Below are 14,892 nucleotides of genomic sequence, written 5' to 3'. Positions count from 1 at the left end.
AAAAAAGGATCAGGGTTTCAGATCGGCAACCGTATCCACATCGCGCAACTGCTCCAACATCGCAACGCGCATACCGGGGACCGAGGCCAAAGTGTCAGCCAGCGCATGCTCGGTCGACCAGCGGACACTTCGAAAAAGACTTAGTGGCAAAGAACCGTATCGTTGCGCGCCGACCAGCCAATACCCGCCGTCAGGCGCAGGACCAAACGTCATCTGCGCATGACCCAACGCCTTGAACGCGTGGGCGATATGGCCCCGGGATATACCCGGAATATCTGCACCAATAAGGCAAACCGGGCCCGTAGGCATGCCCCGCAACATACGCCCCATCCGATCACCAAGATCGCCGCGCCCTTGCGGCGCGCGGGCCAGATCGGCGGGCCAGATACGACTGGTCAGCCCTTCGCGGTCGGGCGAGACTGCCAGCACGATCTGCCACCGAGGATCGCGTAACCGCCGGATCAGGTTGCGGGTCTGATGGCGAAACCACCACGCCGCGCCCACCATGCCGATATCCCGGCCCAGTCGGGTTTTCACCCGACCCGGTCGCGGTTCTTTCACCATGATAACCAGTGTTCGTTGCATCTCAGGCGAAATAGTCCCGCAAGATGCGCGTATAGATCGCCTTGAGCTGTTCGATCTGCGCCACCTCAACACATTCGTCCACCTGATGCATCGTGCGGCCCACCAACCCGAATTCGACTACGGGGCAGTGGTCTTTCACGAAACGCGCGTCCGATGTACCGCCCGTTGTCGACATCTCGGGTACCACACCGGTTTCCGCCTCAACCGCCTTGGCAACCAGCGCGGACAGGGGTCCCGGCGGGGTCAGAAAGCTTTCGCCAGAGATTTTGATGCGAACGTCGATCTCAACCCCGAACTCATCTGCCACGGCAGCCGCCTCGGCCCGCAGCCAATCACTTAGGCTGGCGCCGGAATGCAGGTCGTTGAATCGGATATTCACCGCCCCAGTGCATTGCGCCGGGATAACATTCGTTGCGGGATTGCCGGTGTCGATCGTCACCACGGCCAATGTCGAGGCGTCAAAATGGTCTGTGCCCTGATCCAGGTCGTGGCTGGCCAAGCGATCCATTAGCCGCGCCATCGCGGGCATAGGGTTCTTGGCCCGGTGGGGATAGGCCGCATGCCCCTGCACGCCTGTCACAGTGAACCAGATATTCATCGAACCGCGGCGCCCGATCTTCATCATCTCGCCCATGGTGTTGGGGCAGGTCGGCTCGCCCACCAAACAGACAGACATCCGCTCTCCGGATATATCCATAAAATCCAGCAGGGCTGTGGTGCCATCCAGCGCGTCGCCCTCTTCATCACCAGTTATAGTCAGGATCACCGCGCCGTCCGGTGGTGTGTCGCGTACGAAATCGACAGCCGCCGCGGCAAAGGCCGCTACGCCGGATTTCATATCGGTCGTGCCACGGCCGTACATCACGCCATCGCGGATTTCCGCCCCGAAGGGCGCTGTTGTCCATGCGTCCTCATCCCCGACGGGGACAACATCCGTGTGCCCGTTGAAACCAAAACTACGCGGATGGCCTTTGGCACCCCATCGCGCAAACAGATTACTGATCCCACCGCGATCGACACGGGTGCATTCAAACCCGGCAGCGGACAAAACCTGCGCGAGCAAAACCAAAGCGCCCCCCTCTTCGGGTGTGACCGAAGGGCAACGGATCAGGTCTGCCGTTAACTGTACCGGATCTGTCATCTTTGGCCCCTTTTCCATTACGCGCGGGATGTTCGCGCACAGATTCAACGAATTGGCCGGATTGCCAACCCCTGCAGACCGAATTCAATCGGCTTTTTTAGCAAACTCTCGAACTGATACGGCAATAAAACATGAAGGTTTACCCTTGGGCCACCTTGCCGCCACGTTCATTTCTGCGTTACAGGGCCGCGAAACAGGTAACGCCGATGATACGCGCTCTAATCGTATGGATCTGCCTGACTTTCGCCGTTCTTGCACAGCAAAGCCAGGCGCAAACGCTGACGGTCACCACGGTGACGCGACCTCCGTTCTCTTATGTCGAGGACGGGGCAGATGTCGGCTTTTCGATGGACTTGCTGGCGGCATTGGCCGAGTCTCTGAGCTGGGACTACCGCATCAACCGCGTCGAAGGCTTCGGCGACATGCTGGTTGCGGTTCAGGACGGAACCGCCGATCTGGCCATTGCCAATATCTCAATCACGGCATCGCGCGAAACCCAGATGGATTTTAGCCAGCCGATTTTCGAAGCAGGCCTGCAGATCATGGTTCCGTCGGACGCCGTGCGTCGCCCGTCTTTGCTGCAGGCGCTGCTGTCGGTTGAGCTATTCATCGCAATCGGGCTTGCCTTTGCCATCCTTTTGGGTGGCGGAATGTTGATGTGGATATTCGAGCGCCGCTCCCAACCCTATTTCGATCGCAAGCTGGACGAGGCCTGGTTTCCATCCTTCTGGTGGGCGCTCAACCTGGTTGTGAATGGCGGCTTCGAGGAACGTATGCCCCGTACCCCGTTCGGACGGATACTGGGTGTTGTGCTGGTCGTGTCGTCGCTATTCATCGTTTCCGTGTTCACCGCCCGGATAACCTCGGTCATGACGGTGGATGCCATCAGCGGCAACGTGAATTCAGTTAATGACCTCTATGGCAAGCAGGTCGGCACGATCTCTAACTCGACCGCGGCGAATTTTCTGAACCGGCGTGAAATCGAGTTTACCGGGTTTGACGGGTTGGAGCCGATGCTGGCAGCCTTCGAAGCCGAAGACCTGGATGCTGTCGTATTCGATGCTCCGATCCTGTCCTATTATGCCGCCCATGACGGGCGCCGTTTTGCATCGATGACGGGCGGGATTTTCCTGCGCGAGAATTACGGCATCGCATTTCCGACCGGTTCACCACTGGTTGAAGATGTCAATCAGGCCCTGCTGTCACTGCGTGAAGACGGCACCTATGAAGAAATTTACCGCAAGTGGTTCGGGGTTCGGAACTAACCCTGCCCCTCGTCCCCGAAAAACGGTGTCATCTGCGCGACAATAACCGCGTTTTCGTCCAGCGCGCGCTGCATCAGGGCGCGTTCATCGGGATCAATGTCATGGCCTTGGGCCTCGCGCTCGGCCAGTGTTCCGTATCCCGTCACGTCCAGTGGCGCAGTGTCCGCCTGTTTCAGGATCGCCACGGTTTCGCGCACGGCCTCAGCTTCGTCCACACCGCTGGCAAAGCACATCAAAGCAGCGCCTGTCGCGCCTTCGGGCAAGCCGTCGCCCTCTTTCCGGCCGATTTGCACAAGCAGGGTATAAACCTGCTGACGAGAGGGTTTCTTTTGCTTTTCCATGCGGGGGCCATATCCGCGCACCCGGTTCCGGTCAAGCCGCACCGGCGATTGCCAGCTTAACCGACGCGCGCCATATTGGCCCCAGATTTTCTGCCAACAGCAAGCAAAGGCGGCGCTATGACCTATCCCGATTTCATTACCGATTTTCCCAGCCTGGACGTCCCCTTCCCCGAGGATGTGGTTCAAAGCGCGGTGGTTCGATCAGACGCAGGGCTTGTCGCGTTTTTTACTTTCCTAAAGGATTTCGAGCTGCCCCCACATTCACACAAAGCGCAATGGGGCACCGTGATTGAAGGCGAGATTGAACTGACGATTGGGGATGAGACCAAGACTTATCGTCCTGGCGACAGTTATACCATTCCGTCCGGTGTCATTCATGGTGGCAAGATCAAGGCAGGCAGCCGGGTGATTGACGTGTTCGAAGAACCCGATCGCTATCCGGTCAAAAGCTGACGTAACAACAAAAAAGGGCTGCAACGTCCTGCTGCAGCCCTTTTGTTCATTCAGGATTCTCTTAGTCGCGCAGCAGCTCGTTGATCCCGGTTTTCGAGCGGGTTTTTTCGTCAACGCGTTTCACGATTACCGCGCAATACAGGCTGACATTGTTCTTGGACGGCATCGAGCCCGCCACAACGACCGAGTAAGGTGGTACCTCGCCATACATGACTTCGCCGGTTTCCCGATCGACGATCTTGGTGGATTTGCCGATGAACACACCCATTCCAAGAACTGACCCTTCGCGAACGATGCAGCCTTCGACCACTTCGGACCGGGCACCGATAAAGCAGTTGTCTTCGATGATGGTCGGGCCGGCCTGCATCGGCTCAAGCACACCCCCGATACCAACGCCACCGGACAAGTGAACGTTCTTGCCAATCTGCGCGCACGAGCCGACGGTCGCCCAGGTATCGACCATGGTGCCTTCGTCGACATAGGCACCGAGGTTTACAAACGACGGCATCAGAACCACTCCGGGCGCGACATAGGCAGACTTTCGGACAACACAGTTCGGCACCGCACGGAAGCCCGCAGCGCGCCATTGGTTTTCACCCCAACCGGCGAATTTGCTGTCGACCTTGTCCCACCAGCCACCAGCCTGCGGGCCGCCGTCCTGAATCTCCATATCCTTGATACGGAATCCCAGCAGAACCGCCTTTTTAGCCCATTGGTTTACATGCCAGTCACCGCTCTCCAGCTTTTCCGCAACACGCAGGGAACCGCTGTCCAGCGCATTCAGCGTGTCTTCGATAGCCTCACGCGTCTCGCCGGTGGTGGCGGGTGTGATGGTATCGCGTGCCTCCCATGCGGCTTCGATGGCGGCTTCCAGTTGCGCGTTAGACATTTCGGGGCTCCCTGACGAATCTGTTCACGTTGGTGTTGCCTATACGCAAGCACCATCCATGGCGCAATGCGACGCAGAACGCGCGGCTTGCGGCTGTTTCACCCACCCAGCGGATCCGGAGAAATATTGCCGCCGCAAATCAGCACTGCCACCCGTTCGCCAGGCTTGGGCTGATACGCGTTGCACATCAGCGCCGCCAGCGCTGCCGCGCCCGCTGGCTCCACAAGAATTCTGTGGGCGCGCCACAACAGCTTTTGCGCCTCTTCAATCGCAGAGTCCGGGACCACGACCGACGTCATCCCTTGTGCAAGTTCGAAACAGATCGACCCGATCCGGCGTGCGCCCAGCGCATTGGCTGCAATCCCCGAGACTGAAACGTCGACCAATTCCCCGGCCTCTAGCGCGGCGTGCAAGGCGCATGATGTTTCGGGTTCGACCGCAACGACCTTGCGCGTGCCTTGCAACCAAGCCAACGCTCCGGCGATCAAGCCGCCACCGCCGACGGCCACCAACACGGTGTCCGCTTGCAGCCCCTGCCTTTCCCATTCGGCAAAACATGTGCCCTGACCAGCAACTGTAGCAGGTGCATCATAGGCATGGATCTGCATCGCCCCTGTTTGCGCCTCGTGGGCCTGTGCCGCTGTCAGGGCGTTGGCGTATTCACCGGAGACCACGGTCAGGTCTGCGCCGGTTTGTTCGATCAATTTGATCTTGGAAGGCCCGGCCAGTTCCGGAACAAAAATCTTGGCAGGGTAGCCCAGCGTCTGAGCCGCATAAGCTGCCGCAGCCCCGTGGTTACCGCCTGAGGCGGCCACGACTCCGGCCTCAGGCACATCCATGCTGAGCAAAGTGTTAAACGCGCCGCGCGCCTTGAAGCTGCCGGTGTGCTGCATATGCTCAAGCTTCAATTCGACGGGATAGCCCAGCCCCAAAGCGTGGCTTTCCATGACTGGCGTGACTTGGGCGTATCCGGCAATTCGATCAGCGGCGGCTGATATTTCACTCTTCCAATTCATTCTTGTTCTTCCGTGACTGGCACTCTGCCCGCGAACCCTATAGCTGTTTGTCAAACACGCAAGCAGGGATCGATCACCTATGAGAGAAGACCGCCACAGCCCGTTTCGCGACGCACAGACCGACCGCTCGACCGCGAGCGAGGTGCCTGACACGCCGCAAACACGCTCGCCTGCCTATCGCCTTGCCTTTGCGGATGACGAATTTCTGTGCCGGGATGAACTGCGCCCGGTTCGCCTGCAGCTAGAGTTGCTCAAGCCCGAAATGGTCATGAGCGAACGTGGCATCACCTCGACGATCGTGATGTTCGGCGGCGCGCGTATCCCGGAACCTTCGCAAAAACACACTGCGCGCACGGAAACTCTGGCAGGTCTGTCCGAGTATTACGATGAGGCGCGCGAATTCGCACGCCTAATGACCGAGAAGTCGAACGAAACCGGCGGCAAGGAAAACGTGATTGTCACCGGTGGCGGCCCCGGCGTGATGGAGGCTGGCAACCGTGGCGCACAGGATGCGGGCGGCTCTTCGATTGGCCTGAATATCGTGTTGCCCCACGAGCAAGCCCCGAACCTGTATGTAACGCCCGAGCTCAGCTTTAACTTTCACTACTTTGCCATCCGCAAGATGCATTTCCTGATGCGCGCCCGCGCCATCACGATCTTTCCCGGCGGTTTTGGCACGATGGACGAGCTGTTCGAGTCCCTGACCCTGATCCAGACGGGCCGGATGGAACGTGTACCGTTCCTGCTTTTCGGGCGCGAATTCTGGGAAAAAGTCATCAATTGGGAAGCTCTGGCAGACGCGGGCACGATCTCGGACGAAGATTTGGACCTGTTCCGTTTTGTCGATACCGCGCAAGAAGCGGTCGACCTCATTGAGAATTGGGAGCCAGCCCCACCCCGTGAAGATATTCCGGGTCGCTGATATGGCCCCAAAGACCGGTCAGATGTTGCACTTGCGTGGGAATGCTTTGGAAAAAGGCGACCCCGTTGCGCTGCCCTTAACACAAAGCAGTATGTTTCACTTACCCGGCCTGCCGGACGGGCACGATTTCTATGGTCGCGTGAACAACCCAACCTGGGCGCATCTGGAACATGTGTTATCCCATCTCGAGGACGCGCCCTGCCTTGCGTTTCCGTCTGGTATGGCTGCGATCTCTGCGGCGCTGTTCGCCCTGGTAAAGTCGGGGTCGCGTATTCTGATCCCATCAGATGGGTATTATGTAACCCGTGTGTTGGCGGACCGGTTTCTTGCCGGTCTTGGGGTCTCTGTCACAGAACGCCCAACAACGGCTTTTGCGGATGGCGGGTTTGAAGACTTCGACGTTGTCTTTGTTGAAAGCCCATCGAACCCGGGCCTTGATATGATGGACCTGCCCGCCATCGCCGCCGCGGTTCGCGCGAGCGGAGGTGTGACGATAGCGGACAACACAACATTGACCCCACTTGGCCAACGGCCACTAGAACTGGGTATCGACGTTGTCGTTGCCTCGGACACCAAAGCGATGGGCGGTCATTCTGACCTTTTGATGGGCCATGTCGCCAGCCGAAACCCCCAGATCATGGAAAGGGTCGAAGAATGGCGGCGCGTCTCGGGGTCGATCCCCGGACCGCATGAGGCCTGGCTGTTACATCGCGGGCTGGAAACGCTGGATGTACGCTTTGACCGGATGTGTTCTTCTGCTCAGGTGCTGGCCGAAAAGCTGGCAAAACACCCCGCAGTTCAGGCGATCCGCTATCCGGGCCTGCCGGATGACCCCTCTCATGCGTTGGCCAAGGCGCAAACGGCACGGTTCGGTTTCCTGTTGTCGGTAACTTTAAAGACCGAGGAGCAGGCCGAGGCGTTTATCAACACCTGTCCGATGCTGCGCCCGGCAACCTCGTTTGGCGGCGTCCACAGTTCTGCTGAACGCCGCGCGCGATGGGGCGACGATGTCGACCCCGCCTTTGTCCGGCTGTCGGTTGGGTGCGAACCGGTTGAGGAGCTTTGGCAGGCAATCGACGCCAGCCTGAATGCGCTGTGATTACTTCTTGGCTTCGCGCAGCTCGGTAAAGACATAAATCGGCAGCACAATGCTGGCGATCAAAGCGCCCAGCCAAACCAGCAGTGTCGCCGCCAACAGGTTCGAAATACCGCCAACGGTCAGACCGTTTGTGATGAGATCGGTCAGCAACAGACCCACGAACGTCACAATCAACGCAATACCGCCCTTGATCGCTGGCGCGCGCTTAGCACCCAGCTTTAAGATCAACGGCTCGGCGATCCACTGGATCAGGGTAAAGACAATCACGACAACAATGAATGAGATCGGTCTGATCGCAAATTCGGGCAACAACAGTGCTGCCAGCATCAATCCGATGGCATTGCCGGCCAGCAGGGCCAGAATGGACTTGAGTCTGCGCGTCATTTCGATCTCCGTCAGCAATTCACTTAAAACATTTAGATATTAGCAGAACTAGGCGATTTAGCGAGGCGTTTCAAAAGCCCCTTCCTTTTGGGCCATTGAAATCGCATGATAAAACCCATTCATCAAGTTCAGACCCCCGCCCCATTTGACGAGAGGTGAGATGAGCGACGATCCCTATTCCACCCTTGGTGTCGCCAAAGATGCCACCGAAGCTGAAATCAAAAAGGCTTATCGACGCATCGCAAAGGAATGCCATCCGGATCTGAAACCCGGTGATGCCAAGGCCGAGGCAAAGTTCAAAGCCGCTGCCGCCGCCTATGACCTGCTGAAAGACCCCGAAAAGCGGGCCCGTTATGACGCAGGCGAGATTGACGCGTCAGGTCAAGAACGACCGCAACAGCAGTATTATCGTGACTATGCCGAAGCTGCGGGAAATCCGTATCGCGGGCGCGCCGCTGACCCCGAAGATATGTCCGACATCTTTGCCGAATTCATGCGCGGGCGCGGCGGGTATGGCCAGCGTTCTCAGGAATTTCACGCCCCTGGGCATAACCGCAGCTATAGCCTGCAGATCAGCTTTCTTGATGCGGTTTTTGGTGCCAGCCAGAAACTGACCCTGCCCGATGGTGACCGGATTGAGGTGAAAATCCCCGCCGGGATCACAGATGGCCAAACCATCCGCCTGCGTGGCAAGGGTGATCCGGGCTTTGGGAGTGGGCCGCCCGGCGACGCGCTGGTCACTGTTTCAGTGGCGGCGCATCCGGTGTTTGACCGGCAGGGTGACGACATCCACATCACCCTGCCCATCACGCTGGACGAGGCCGTTCTGGGCGGAAAGGTTCCCGCGCCTACGATCGACGGTGGCGTAAACGTAAATGTGCCCGCCGGAACCAGCAGCGGCAAGACGCTGCGCCTGCGTGGCAAGGGCGTCAAGAAACGGGGAACTTCTGAACGGGGTGATCAACTGATCGAACTCACCGTCACGGTCCCTGATCAGATCGACGATGACCTGAAAAGCTTCATGGAGACATGGCGAGAAAACCATCGCTATGATCCCCGCAAAGGAATGCCGTCATGAGCCGAACATTGACCGAAGAGGAACTGATTGCAGCCGTTGCACGTCTGACTTCAACACGCCTGACCGAGTATCTGGCCGCAGAAATCGTTATCCCCGAACAGACTGAGGCAGGGCTGGTCTATCACCGGATCGACGTAGCCCGGCTTGAACTGGCCTGCGAACTGCATGACCAATACGATATGGAAGCCGACGCCTTGTCGATGATGATGTCGCTGATCGACCAAATGCACGGGTTGCGCGCTGAACTGCGCGAGGTGCTGTCCGCCGTCGAAGCGCAACCCGAATCTGTGCGCCAGAGCCTGATTAATGTGATCGGCACCGCGCGGTTCGGACAGCGTTAGGTTTCAGTTTTTCACCAGATACTCTTCGGGGACAAAAAAAGTATAATCCCGATCAGCGACTGCCGCGTGGCAATCGTGGCAATACGCCACAACATTAGCACGGTCGCCCATCGTATCACCGAACAAAGACCCATCCGGCATCACCATAATGTAACGCCAATCGGCAGTGTCCGGGCTGGCACCTTGGGCCAGTTTCTCCATCACAAATAGCGCGCCCGGATGGATATTGCCTTCGTCTGTCACGGTTATGCTGTCCTTGGCCAGCACCGAGCCCATCGGCAATTGCTCACCCTCCTGCAAGGTGCCGTAGTTATGGGCCATTCTGTTCGCATAGCTGTTTACAAACCTCTGACCATGCGTCGCCGAGATATAGGGCGCGTCGTTGAAAAGCGGCCAATTCTGGTAATTCCTCAGAAGGTCCATCTGCGCCGCGGCATACCCACGGGCCATCCGGCGCTTTAGCGAGGTGTAAATGCTCAGCGCTTTTTCCTTGGAAAGCTCAGCGGGGTTTTCAATCGCCAGATGCGCGCTTTCACTTTCAGATTGCGCTGCCGCGCCAAAGGCTACCGCGCAAGTCAGCCCAAATCCCGACAGAACGCCGAGGTTACGTCGTATCAAGTCCAAATACATTCTTATGGCCCAACCGGTAAATTCGTTTCACAGGAGCGCCGCACGTCATGTGAGTGGCTATTGGATAGCGGCCACGCGTATTCTTGCCAAAAAACAGGTGAAACTGCGCTGTGTTTGCGCTGGTGTACGAGTGCTTCACCCGTTCAGGCCCCACAAATATACCAAATTCCGCATGCAATAGACAGCGGCATCGCCACTGAATCTGTTCACATCTCGATCAAATTTTGCGCTTACTGCCCGCTAAGGCCCGCTTCTGCCGCAATTTGCTTGCGAGATTTACGTGCGCGCTCGGTCGCTGACTTTAACTGGCCGCAGGCTGCCATGATGTCTTCGCCTCGCGTTTTACGGATCGGCGATGCATATCCTGCCTGATAGATAATGTTCGCAAAGGCCCGGATGCGGTTGTTCGAACTGCGTTTGTAAGGCGCGCCCGGCCATTCATTGAACGGGATCAGGTTGATCTTTGCAGGAATGTTGTGGCGCTTGATGTGATCTATCAGGCGATGGGCATCTTCATCCGTATCGTTCACGCCGTCCAGCATGACATATTCAAACGTAATCCGCTCGGAATTCGAGGCTTTCGGGTAGCTGGCCAGCGCCTGCAGAAGCTCTTCGATATTCCATCGTTTGTTGATCGGCACCAACACATCGCGCGTCTCATCGGTGGTGGCGTGGAAAGAGATCGCCAGAAGGCACCCAATTTCCTCGGCCGTGCGCGCGATTTCCGGCACCACGCCGCTCGTCGACAGAGTGATCCGCCGACGCGACAGGGAAATCCCTTCGGGGTCCATTGCGATCTTCATCGCGTCACGGACGTTATCGAAATTATAAAGCGGCTCACCCATGCCCATCAGAACAATGTTGGACAGCAGACGGGTTTCATCCTTGGGGGCGCCGGGGGTAGGCCATTCCTCAAGATCGTCGCGCGCCATCATCACCTGACCGACAATTTCCGCTGCCGTCAGGTTACGCACAAGTTTCTGTGTGCCCGTGTGACAGAACGAACATGTCAACGTACAGCCCACCTGGGATGAGATACACAGCGTGCCGCGATCCTCTTCGGGGATATAGACAACCTCGACCTCGTGCCCACCGGCGATGCGGCACAGGTATTTGCGAGTGCCGTCCTCGGACACTTGACGGGTCACGACTTCGGGGATTTCGATCACGAAGTTTTCGGCTAGCTGAGCGCGGTACGCCTTGGCCAGATTCGTCATCTCGGCAAAGTCACGCACGCCCCACTGGTAGATCCACTGCCAGATCTGTCCGGTCCGCATCTTGGCCTGCTTTTCCGGCGTGCCGTGCTCGATCAGCGCCTCGCGCAGTTGATCACGGGTCAAACCCACAAGGTTTACCTTCCCCTCCGGTAATTTGCGGGGGATGGTCATGACGTCTTGAGTGATCGGCGCTTTGGACGACATTGGCTTGTCTCAACGGATTCTGGCTTGGGATGCGCCTCTATATAGGACCCAGCGCAAAGATCAAAAGAATTCGACAGACCTAATTCGAATAGCGCAGCAATTCGTCCACACGCGCGCGGCCCAGTTGAACCCGGCAGGCGGTGATACCTATGCCTGTGCCAGATCCGCCACCAAATGATGCGCCGACGGCCTCGCATTGCGCGTCTCGATACGCTGCCCAGGCGGTTTGAGATGCCTCCAATGCTGGAAGGGCGGCGGCGCGGTCGGTTATTTCATCCAGTTCTTTGGCTGCACCTGACGCAAAACCAAACGCCGCGTTCACGGCAGCGTTTACCTGTTCTTCCATCTTGGAGACGCAGGCGCCGATTTCGATCTGCGAAGCGGCATCGGCGCATTCCAGCGTCGGATCAGCAAGCGCAGTGAACGGCACAAGACAAATAAGGGCGGTATAACGCATGGCGGGGCTCCCGATTATGGTTGCCCCAGCCTAACATATCATGACCGTTTCCGGATCAGTTCGTGCAGCGGGTTTCTGCGTCTTCAATCGCTGCGGTAAAGCCCAACAGCGAGAACGTATCTTTGGTCTGCGTTCCACGTTCTGATCTTGCGGTCAGCACAGCCTCGGTTCCACGTTTCATGGCGGCCACGACTTTCAGGTCTTCGCCTTCCGTTGCAGGCCACGCCCATTCACCTTCGGTGATCAGCTCGAACTTTGTCCCGTCGATATCAAGATTGACGGTTGAACCAGCTGCGAAAGGATAGCCGCCGGTAAAGGTTACCTGTCCTTTGACCTCGGCGTTCGGGCGGTAGAACACGAACAGCAGAATGTCGCTGCGCCGTACCGAAACAACCCGTCCACCGCGAGTATTCACGGTTTCCTTGGGCGCAGACACGCTCCAGCATTCTGTTGGGTCATCTTCGACGAACACGCTCCAGTCCGTCTTGGCGGCAACCCTGTTGGTGCTTGTCGCCTGTTGGGCAGTTGCAGTTGTGGCCAGCCCCGCCACGCAAAGGCCCGCGATCACGCGGACAAGCTTTGATCCCATCGTCCAGCCTCCTAGCTCGACCTAATACCTCATACCCACCGAAACTGCGTGCGAACCCTGCCTGGCTCGTCTGTAAGTTGCGTCTTTCGGTGATTGCCGACATACACACACTAACGCAGGTTTCGCCACAGGCGAAAGGGCAATTGGCAGATTTTTGCGCATGTTACGGAGGGCCCGGATGACACAGCCAATACCAATGACAGAACTATGGCGAGGCCCGTTGCTGGAAAGCCTGCATCTGGGACATGCGGTGATCTGCGATGATACAGGCCAGATCGTGCGCAGTTGGGGTGACCCCGACGTCGTGATCTATCCCAGGTCGTCAGCAAAAATGATTCAGGGCTTGCCGCTGATCACGTCCGGGGCCGCGGCCAAGTTCGGGTTGACCTCGGAACATCTTGCACTGGCCTGCGCGTCACATAGTGGCGCACATATTCACACCGGCCGCGTATCTGCCTGGTTGGATCATCTGGGCCTGACTGAACCCGACCTTCGATGTGGCGCGCAGGAACCACAGGATATGGTGGCGCGGGACGTGCTGATCCTGGCAGATGACACGCCTTGCCAAATACACAACAACTGTTCGGGCAAACACTGCGGGTTCCTTACGGTGGCACAGCATATGGGTGCAGGCCCCGAATATCTTGAGATTGACCACCCGGTTCAGCAGGCCTGTCTGTCCGCGATCGAAGAAACGACAGGTGAGACCAGCCCGGCCTACGGCATCGACGGCTGTTCAGCCCCAAATTTCGCGACCTCTTTGGCTGGACTGGCGCGGTCGATGGCATGGTTCGCCTCGGCCGCGGACCGATCAAACAGGGCCAGTGATGCCGCGCAGCAGCTCACCGCTGCAATGATCAAGCACCCTGAACTGGTAGCAGGTGAAACCCGTGCCTGTACCGAGCTGATGCGAGCCATGAATGGCCGTGCGGCAATCAAAACCGGGGCCGAGGCCGTGTTTGTTGCGATCATCCCTGAAAAGCGGATGGGTGTCGCGCTCAAGATCACCGATGGCACCACGCGTGCCAGTGAGTGCGCGATTGCGGCAATTCTGGTGAGCCTTGGTGTGCTGGAGGCCGATCACCCGGCCACGCGCAAATTCATGAATGCTACACAATACAGCCGCAGAGGGTTGGAATGCGGTGTGATCAAACCTGCGCCGGGATTTCCAGGCTAGGCCTCACATCTCGATCTCGTGTATCTCGGCCACCTCGACCGAGCCTGAGCCGTTCACGACCATCGGGCAGCCCTTGGCCATCTGGGTCGCTGCATCAATGCTGTCGGCCTTGATCACCGTAAAGCCCGATGCCGGATTCGCGCCGCCATTGTCGACGACGCCACTGCTGCTGACGGTATAGGACTGCCCAACAGGATTGCCGGGTATCTCCAGCGCGGGTCCCATACCCTGAAACCATGCACCCCAAGCGGCCATCGTAGCCTCGACCTCGGCAGGATCGGTTGGGGTGTGTCCCCCGTGATAAACAAACAAAAACTGGGGCATGATGCTCCTCCCTTCTGAAAAACTATTTCGCCTGCGCCTCGAGCTTGCGCAGCGAGGACGTCCAGCCTTGATTATGATTTGCGGCAACTTCGGCATCCGCCAGCTCGCGATGATCCAGCACCAGACGGGAACCGGATTGGGTTGCGGTGACCGTAAATGTCACGTGGCTTTCGGCACCTCTTTGGTCCTGATCGTCATGCCAGGCCCAGGTAAAACCAACAGAATGCGGTGCATCGACATGCGTCACATGCCCCGAAACCTTGTATTGCTGGCCCTCGCTGTTTTGCATCACCGAGTACCACGGGCCGGTACGCGAGAAATCCAGATCGTGTTCGGGTACGTGCATCCCCTCAGGCCCCCACCATTGCATCAGTCGGGCACCGTCGCTGACCCATGCGAACAAATCTTCGGGGCTTATGGGAAATTCCCGTTCCAGTTTCAGGTCGGCCATGAGTTTTCCCTTTCGATAATATCGCCAAGACGGTCGAGGCTGCTTTCCCAGAACTCACGCTTAGAGATCGTCCAGTCGGCAATGGCGCGCAAACCTTCGGGACGGATCGAATACAGACGTTTTGATCCCTCGATGCGTTGCCGCACCAACCCGGCCTCACGCAGCAGTTTCAAATGGCGCGAGATTGCGGCACCGGACATGCCCCGCCCTTGGATCAGGTCACCGGCAGGCAATTCGCCATCCTGCATCAGTTGCTCGACAATCGAGAAACGCGTTGCGTCGGACAACGCAGAAAAAGTGATCAGAAGCGTGTTCATGATCATTGTTTA

The 14,892-nt window shown here is 58.0% G+C and carries 20 protein-coding genes; 7 read left to right on the top strand and 13 right to left on the bottom strand.

Features of this window, described 5'->3' with window-relative positions:
- Positions 1 to 9: 9 nt before the first annotated feature.
- Both ACR0BD_RS13200 and dapE read right to left on the bottom strand, forming a co-directional pair.
- Entirely contained in the window at positions 10 to 585 is a 576-nt protein-coding gene (locus ACR0BD_RS13200; protein ID WP_480831079.1) for a TIGR04282 family arsenosugar biosynthesis glycosyltransferase, read from the bottom strand.
- Between the two features lies 1 nt (position 586).
- On the bottom strand, positions 587 to 1,726 hold the full coding sequence (dapE, locus tag ACR0BD_RS13195; RefSeq protein WP_480831078.1) for a succinyl-diaminopimelate desuccinylase: 1,140 nt from the start codon (positions 1,724 to 1,726) through the stop codon (positions 587 to 589).
- Between the two features lie 206 nt (positions 1,727 to 1,932).
- Between dapE and ACR0BD_RS13190 the strand changes: the two genes are divergently transcribed.
- Positions 1,933 to 2,991: a transporter substrate-binding domain-containing protein gene (locus ACR0BD_RS13190; RefSeq protein WP_480698040.1), complete on the top strand. Its 1,059-nt coding sequence runs from the start codon at positions 1,933 to 1,935 to the stop codon at positions 2,989 to 2,991.
- On the opposite strand, the gene ACR0BD_RS13185 is transcribed toward ACR0BD_RS13190, so the two are convergent.
- The gene (locus tag ACR0BD_RS13185) at positions 2,988 to 3,332 is read right to left on the bottom strand and encodes a hypothetical protein (protein ID WP_480698041.1); all 345 of its coding nucleotides are present in this window, start codon (positions 3,330 to 3,332) and stop codon (positions 2,988 to 2,990) included. The genes ACR0BD_RS13190 and ACR0BD_RS13185 overlap by 4 nt on opposite strands.
- 117 nt (positions 3,333 to 3,449) lie before the next feature.
- Between ACR0BD_RS13185 and ACR0BD_RS13180 the strand changes: the two genes are divergently transcribed.
- A complete protein-coding gene (locus ACR0BD_RS13180; RefSeq protein WP_480698042.1) occupies positions 3,450 to 3,785 on the top strand; it encodes a cupin domain-containing protein in 336 nt (111 codons plus the stop codon).
- A 61-nt stretch (positions 3,786 to 3,846) separates the two neighbouring features.
- On the opposite strand, the gene dapD is transcribed toward ACR0BD_RS13180, so the two are convergent.
- On the bottom strand, positions 3,847 to 4,674 hold the full coding sequence (gene dapD, locus ACR0BD_RS13175; protein WP_480698043.1) for a 2,3,4,5-tetrahydropyridine-2,6-dicarboxylate N-succinyltransferase: 828 nt from the start codon (positions 4,672 to 4,674) through the stop codon (positions 3,847 to 3,849).
- 98 nt (positions 4,675 to 4,772) lie between these two features.
- Entirely contained in the window at positions 4,773 to 5,690 is a 918-nt protein-coding gene (locus tag ACR0BD_RS13170; protein ID WP_480831075.1) for a threonine/serine dehydratase, read from the bottom strand.
- 79 nt (positions 5,691 to 5,769) lie between these two features.
- Here ACR0BD_RS13170 and ACR0BD_RS13165 point away from each other — a divergent pair, with 79 nt between their 5' ends.
- Positions 5,770 to 6,612 carry an LOG family protein gene (locus ACR0BD_RS13165; RefSeq protein ID WP_480831073.1) on the top strand — a complete coding sequence of 281 codons (843 nt, stop codon included), beginning with the start codon at positions 5,770 to 5,772 and terminating at the stop codon, positions 6,610 to 6,612.
- A 1-nt stretch (position 6,613) separates the two neighbouring features.
- Positions 6,614 to 7,711 carry a cystathionine gamma-lyase gene (locus ACR0BD_RS13160; protein WP_480831072.1) on the top strand — a complete coding sequence of 366 codons (1,098 nt, stop codon included), beginning with the start codon at positions 6,614 to 6,616 and terminating at the stop codon, positions 7,709 to 7,711.
- Here ACR0BD_RS13160 and ACR0BD_RS13155 read toward each other — a convergent pair whose 3' ends face one another.
- Complete coding sequence (locus tag ACR0BD_RS13155) at positions 7,712 to 8,095, bottom strand: hypothetical protein (RefSeq protein WP_480831070.1); 384 nt, start codon at positions 8,093 to 8,095, stop codon at positions 7,712 to 7,714.
- Positions 8,096 to 8,255: 160 nt separating this feature from the next.
- Here ACR0BD_RS13155 and ACR0BD_RS13150 point away from each other — a divergent pair, with 160 nt between their 5' ends.
- Positions 8,256 to 9,173: a DnaJ C-terminal domain-containing protein gene (locus tag ACR0BD_RS13150; protein WP_480831068.1), complete on the top strand. Its 918-nt coding sequence runs from the start codon at positions 8,256 to 8,258 to the stop codon at positions 9,171 to 9,173.
- Positions 9,170 to 9,514, top strand: a complete 345-nt coding sequence (locus ACR0BD_RS13145; protein WP_480831066.1) for a hypothetical protein — start codon at positions 9,170 to 9,172, stop codon at positions 9,512 to 9,514. Before ACR0BD_RS13150 ends, ACR0BD_RS13145 begins: the two co-directional genes overlap by 4 nt.
- A 3-nt stretch (positions 9,515 to 9,517) precedes the next feature.
- On the opposite strand, the gene ACR0BD_RS13140 is transcribed toward ACR0BD_RS13145, so the two are convergent.
- The 4 genes from ACR0BD_RS13140 to ACR0BD_RS13125 all read right to left on the bottom strand — a co-directional run bounded on the left by ACR0BD_RS13140 (position 9,518) and on the right by ACR0BD_RS13125 (position 12,611).
- Positions 9,518 to 10,144, bottom strand: coding sequence for a cytochrome P460 family protein (locus ACR0BD_RS13140; protein WP_480831064.1), 627 nt, complete (start codon positions 10,142 to 10,144; stop codon positions 9,518 to 9,520).
- Between the two features lie 230 nt (positions 10,145 to 10,374).
- A complete protein-coding gene (gene rlmN / locus ACR0BD_RS13135; RefSeq protein ID WP_480831062.1) occupies positions 10,375 to 11,565 on the bottom strand; it encodes a dual-specificity RNA methyltransferase RlmN in 1,191 nt (396 codons plus the stop codon).
- A gap of 79 nt (positions 11,566 to 11,644) precedes the next feature.
- Positions 11,645 to 12,022 (bottom strand): lysozyme inhibitor LprI family protein, encoded by a 378-nt coding sequence (locus ACR0BD_RS13130; protein ID WP_480831060.1) that lies wholly within the window; start codon positions 12,020 to 12,022, stop codon positions 11,645 to 11,647.
- 55 nt (positions 12,023 to 12,077) lie between these two features.
- On the bottom strand, positions 12,078 to 12,611 hold the full coding sequence (locus ACR0BD_RS13125) for an invasion associated locus B family protein (protein ID WP_480831058.1): 534 nt from the start codon (positions 12,609 to 12,611) through the stop codon (positions 12,078 to 12,080).
- Positions 12,612 to 12,789: 178 nt separating this feature from the next.
- Between ACR0BD_RS13125 and ACR0BD_RS13120 the strand changes: the two genes are divergently transcribed.
- Positions 12,790 to 13,788, top strand: coding sequence for an asparaginase (locus ACR0BD_RS13120; protein ID WP_480831056.1), 999 nt, complete (start codon positions 12,790 to 12,792; stop codon positions 13,786 to 13,788).
- A gap of 3 nt (positions 13,789 to 13,791) precedes the next feature.
- Here ACR0BD_RS13120 and ACR0BD_RS13115 read toward each other — a convergent pair whose 3' ends face one another.
- From ACR0BD_RS13115 to ACR0BD_RS13105, 3 genes are read right to left on the bottom strand one after another with little or no spacing between them, the layout of a single operon-like run.
- Positions 13,792 to 14,112, bottom strand: a complete 321-nt coding sequence (locus tag ACR0BD_RS13115) for a YciI family protein (RefSeq protein ID WP_480698055.1) — start codon at positions 14,110 to 14,112, stop codon at positions 13,792 to 13,794.
- Positions 14,113 to 14,134: 22 nt separating this feature from the next.
- Positions 14,135 to 14,563: an SRPBCC family protein gene (locus ACR0BD_RS13110; RefSeq protein ID WP_480831054.1), complete on the bottom strand. Its 429-nt coding sequence runs from the start codon at positions 14,561 to 14,563 to the stop codon at positions 14,135 to 14,137.
- Positions 14,551 to 14,880, bottom strand: a complete 330-nt coding sequence (locus ACR0BD_RS13105) for an ArsR/SmtB family transcription factor (RefSeq protein WP_480698057.1) — start codon at positions 14,878 to 14,880, stop codon at positions 14,551 to 14,553. The genes ACR0BD_RS13110 and ACR0BD_RS13105 overlap by 13 nt, the downstream gene beginning before the upstream one ends.
- Between the last annotated feature and the right edge of the window lie 12 nt (positions 14,881 to 14,892).

The sequence above is a fragment of the Ruegeria sp. G5 genome (assembly GCF_056533365.1).
The sequence above is the reverse complement of the archived record's forward strand: the minus strand, read 5'-3'. Positions and strand labels throughout refer to the sequence as shown.

Coding starts and splice junctions, on each gene's coding strand:
- ACR0BD_RS13200 (WP_480831079.1), bottom strand. CDS start 585: ATGCAACGAACACTGGTTATCATGGTGAAAGAACCGCGACCGGGTCGG.
- dapE (WP_480831078.1), bottom strand. CDS start 1,726: ATGACAGATCCGGTACAGTTAACGGCAGACCTGATCCGTTGCCCTTCG.
- ACR0BD_RS13190 (WP_480698040.1), top strand. CDS start 1,933: ATGATACGCGCTCTAATCGTATGGATCTGCCTGACTTTCGCCGTTCTT.
- ACR0BD_RS13185 (WP_480698041.1), bottom strand. CDS start 3,332: ATGGAAAAGCAAAAGAAACCCTCTCGTCAGCAGGTTTATACCCTGCTT.
- ACR0BD_RS13180 (WP_480698042.1), top strand. CDS start 3,450: ATGACCTATCCCGATTTCATTACCGATTTTCCCAGCCTGGACGTCCCC.
- dapD (WP_480698043.1), bottom strand. CDS start 4,674: ATGTCTAACGCGCAACTGGAAGCCGCCATCGAAGCCGCATGGGAGGCA.
- ACR0BD_RS13170 (WP_480831075.1), bottom strand. CDS start 5,690: ATGAATTGGAAGAGTGAAATATCAGCCGCCGCTGATCGAATTGCCGGA.
- ACR0BD_RS13165 (WP_480831073.1), top strand. CDS start 5,770: ATGAGAGAAGACCGCCACAGCCCGTTTCGCGACGCACAGACCGACCGC.
- ACR0BD_RS13160 (WP_480831072.1), top strand. CDS start 6,614: ATGGCCCCAAAGACCGGTCAGATGTTGCACTTGCGTGGGAATGCTTTG.
- ACR0BD_RS13155 (WP_480831070.1), bottom strand. CDS start 8,095: ATGACGCGCAGACTCAAGTCCATTCTGGCCCTGCTGGCCGGCAATGCC.
- ACR0BD_RS13150 (WP_480831068.1), top strand. CDS start 8,256: ATGAGCGACGATCCCTATTCCACCCTTGGTGTCGCCAAAGATGCCACC.
- ACR0BD_RS13145 (WP_480831066.1), top strand. CDS start 9,170: ATGAGCCGAACATTGACCGAAGAGGAACTGATTGCAGCCGTTGCACGT.
- ACR0BD_RS13140 (WP_480831064.1), bottom strand. CDS start 10,144: ATGTATTTGGACTTGATACGACGTAACCTCGGCGTTCTGTCGGGATTT.
- rlmN (WP_480831062.1), bottom strand. CDS start 11,565: ATGTCGTCCAAAGCGCCGATCACTCAAGACGTCATGACCATCCCCCGC.
- ACR0BD_RS13130 (WP_480831060.1), bottom strand. CDS start 12,022: ATGCGTTATACCGCCCTTATTTGTCTTGTGCCGTTCACTGCGCTTGCT.
- ACR0BD_RS13125 (WP_480831058.1), bottom strand. CDS start 12,611: ATGGGATCAAAGCTTGTCCGCGTGATCGCGGGCCTTTGCGTGGCGGGG.
- ACR0BD_RS13120 (WP_480831056.1), top strand. CDS start 12,790: ATGACACAGCCAATACCAATGACAGAACTATGGCGAGGCCCGTTGCTG.
- ACR0BD_RS13115 (WP_480698055.1), bottom strand. CDS start 14,112: ATGCCCCAGTTTTTGTTTGTTTATCACGGGGGACACACCCCAACCGAT.
- ACR0BD_RS13110 (WP_480831054.1), bottom strand. CDS start 14,563: ATGGCCGACCTGAAACTGGAACGGGAATTTCCCATAAGCCCCGAAGAT.
- ACR0BD_RS13105 (WP_480698057.1), bottom strand. CDS start 14,880: ATGAACACGCTTCTGATCACTTTTTCTGCGTTGTCCGACGCAACGCGT.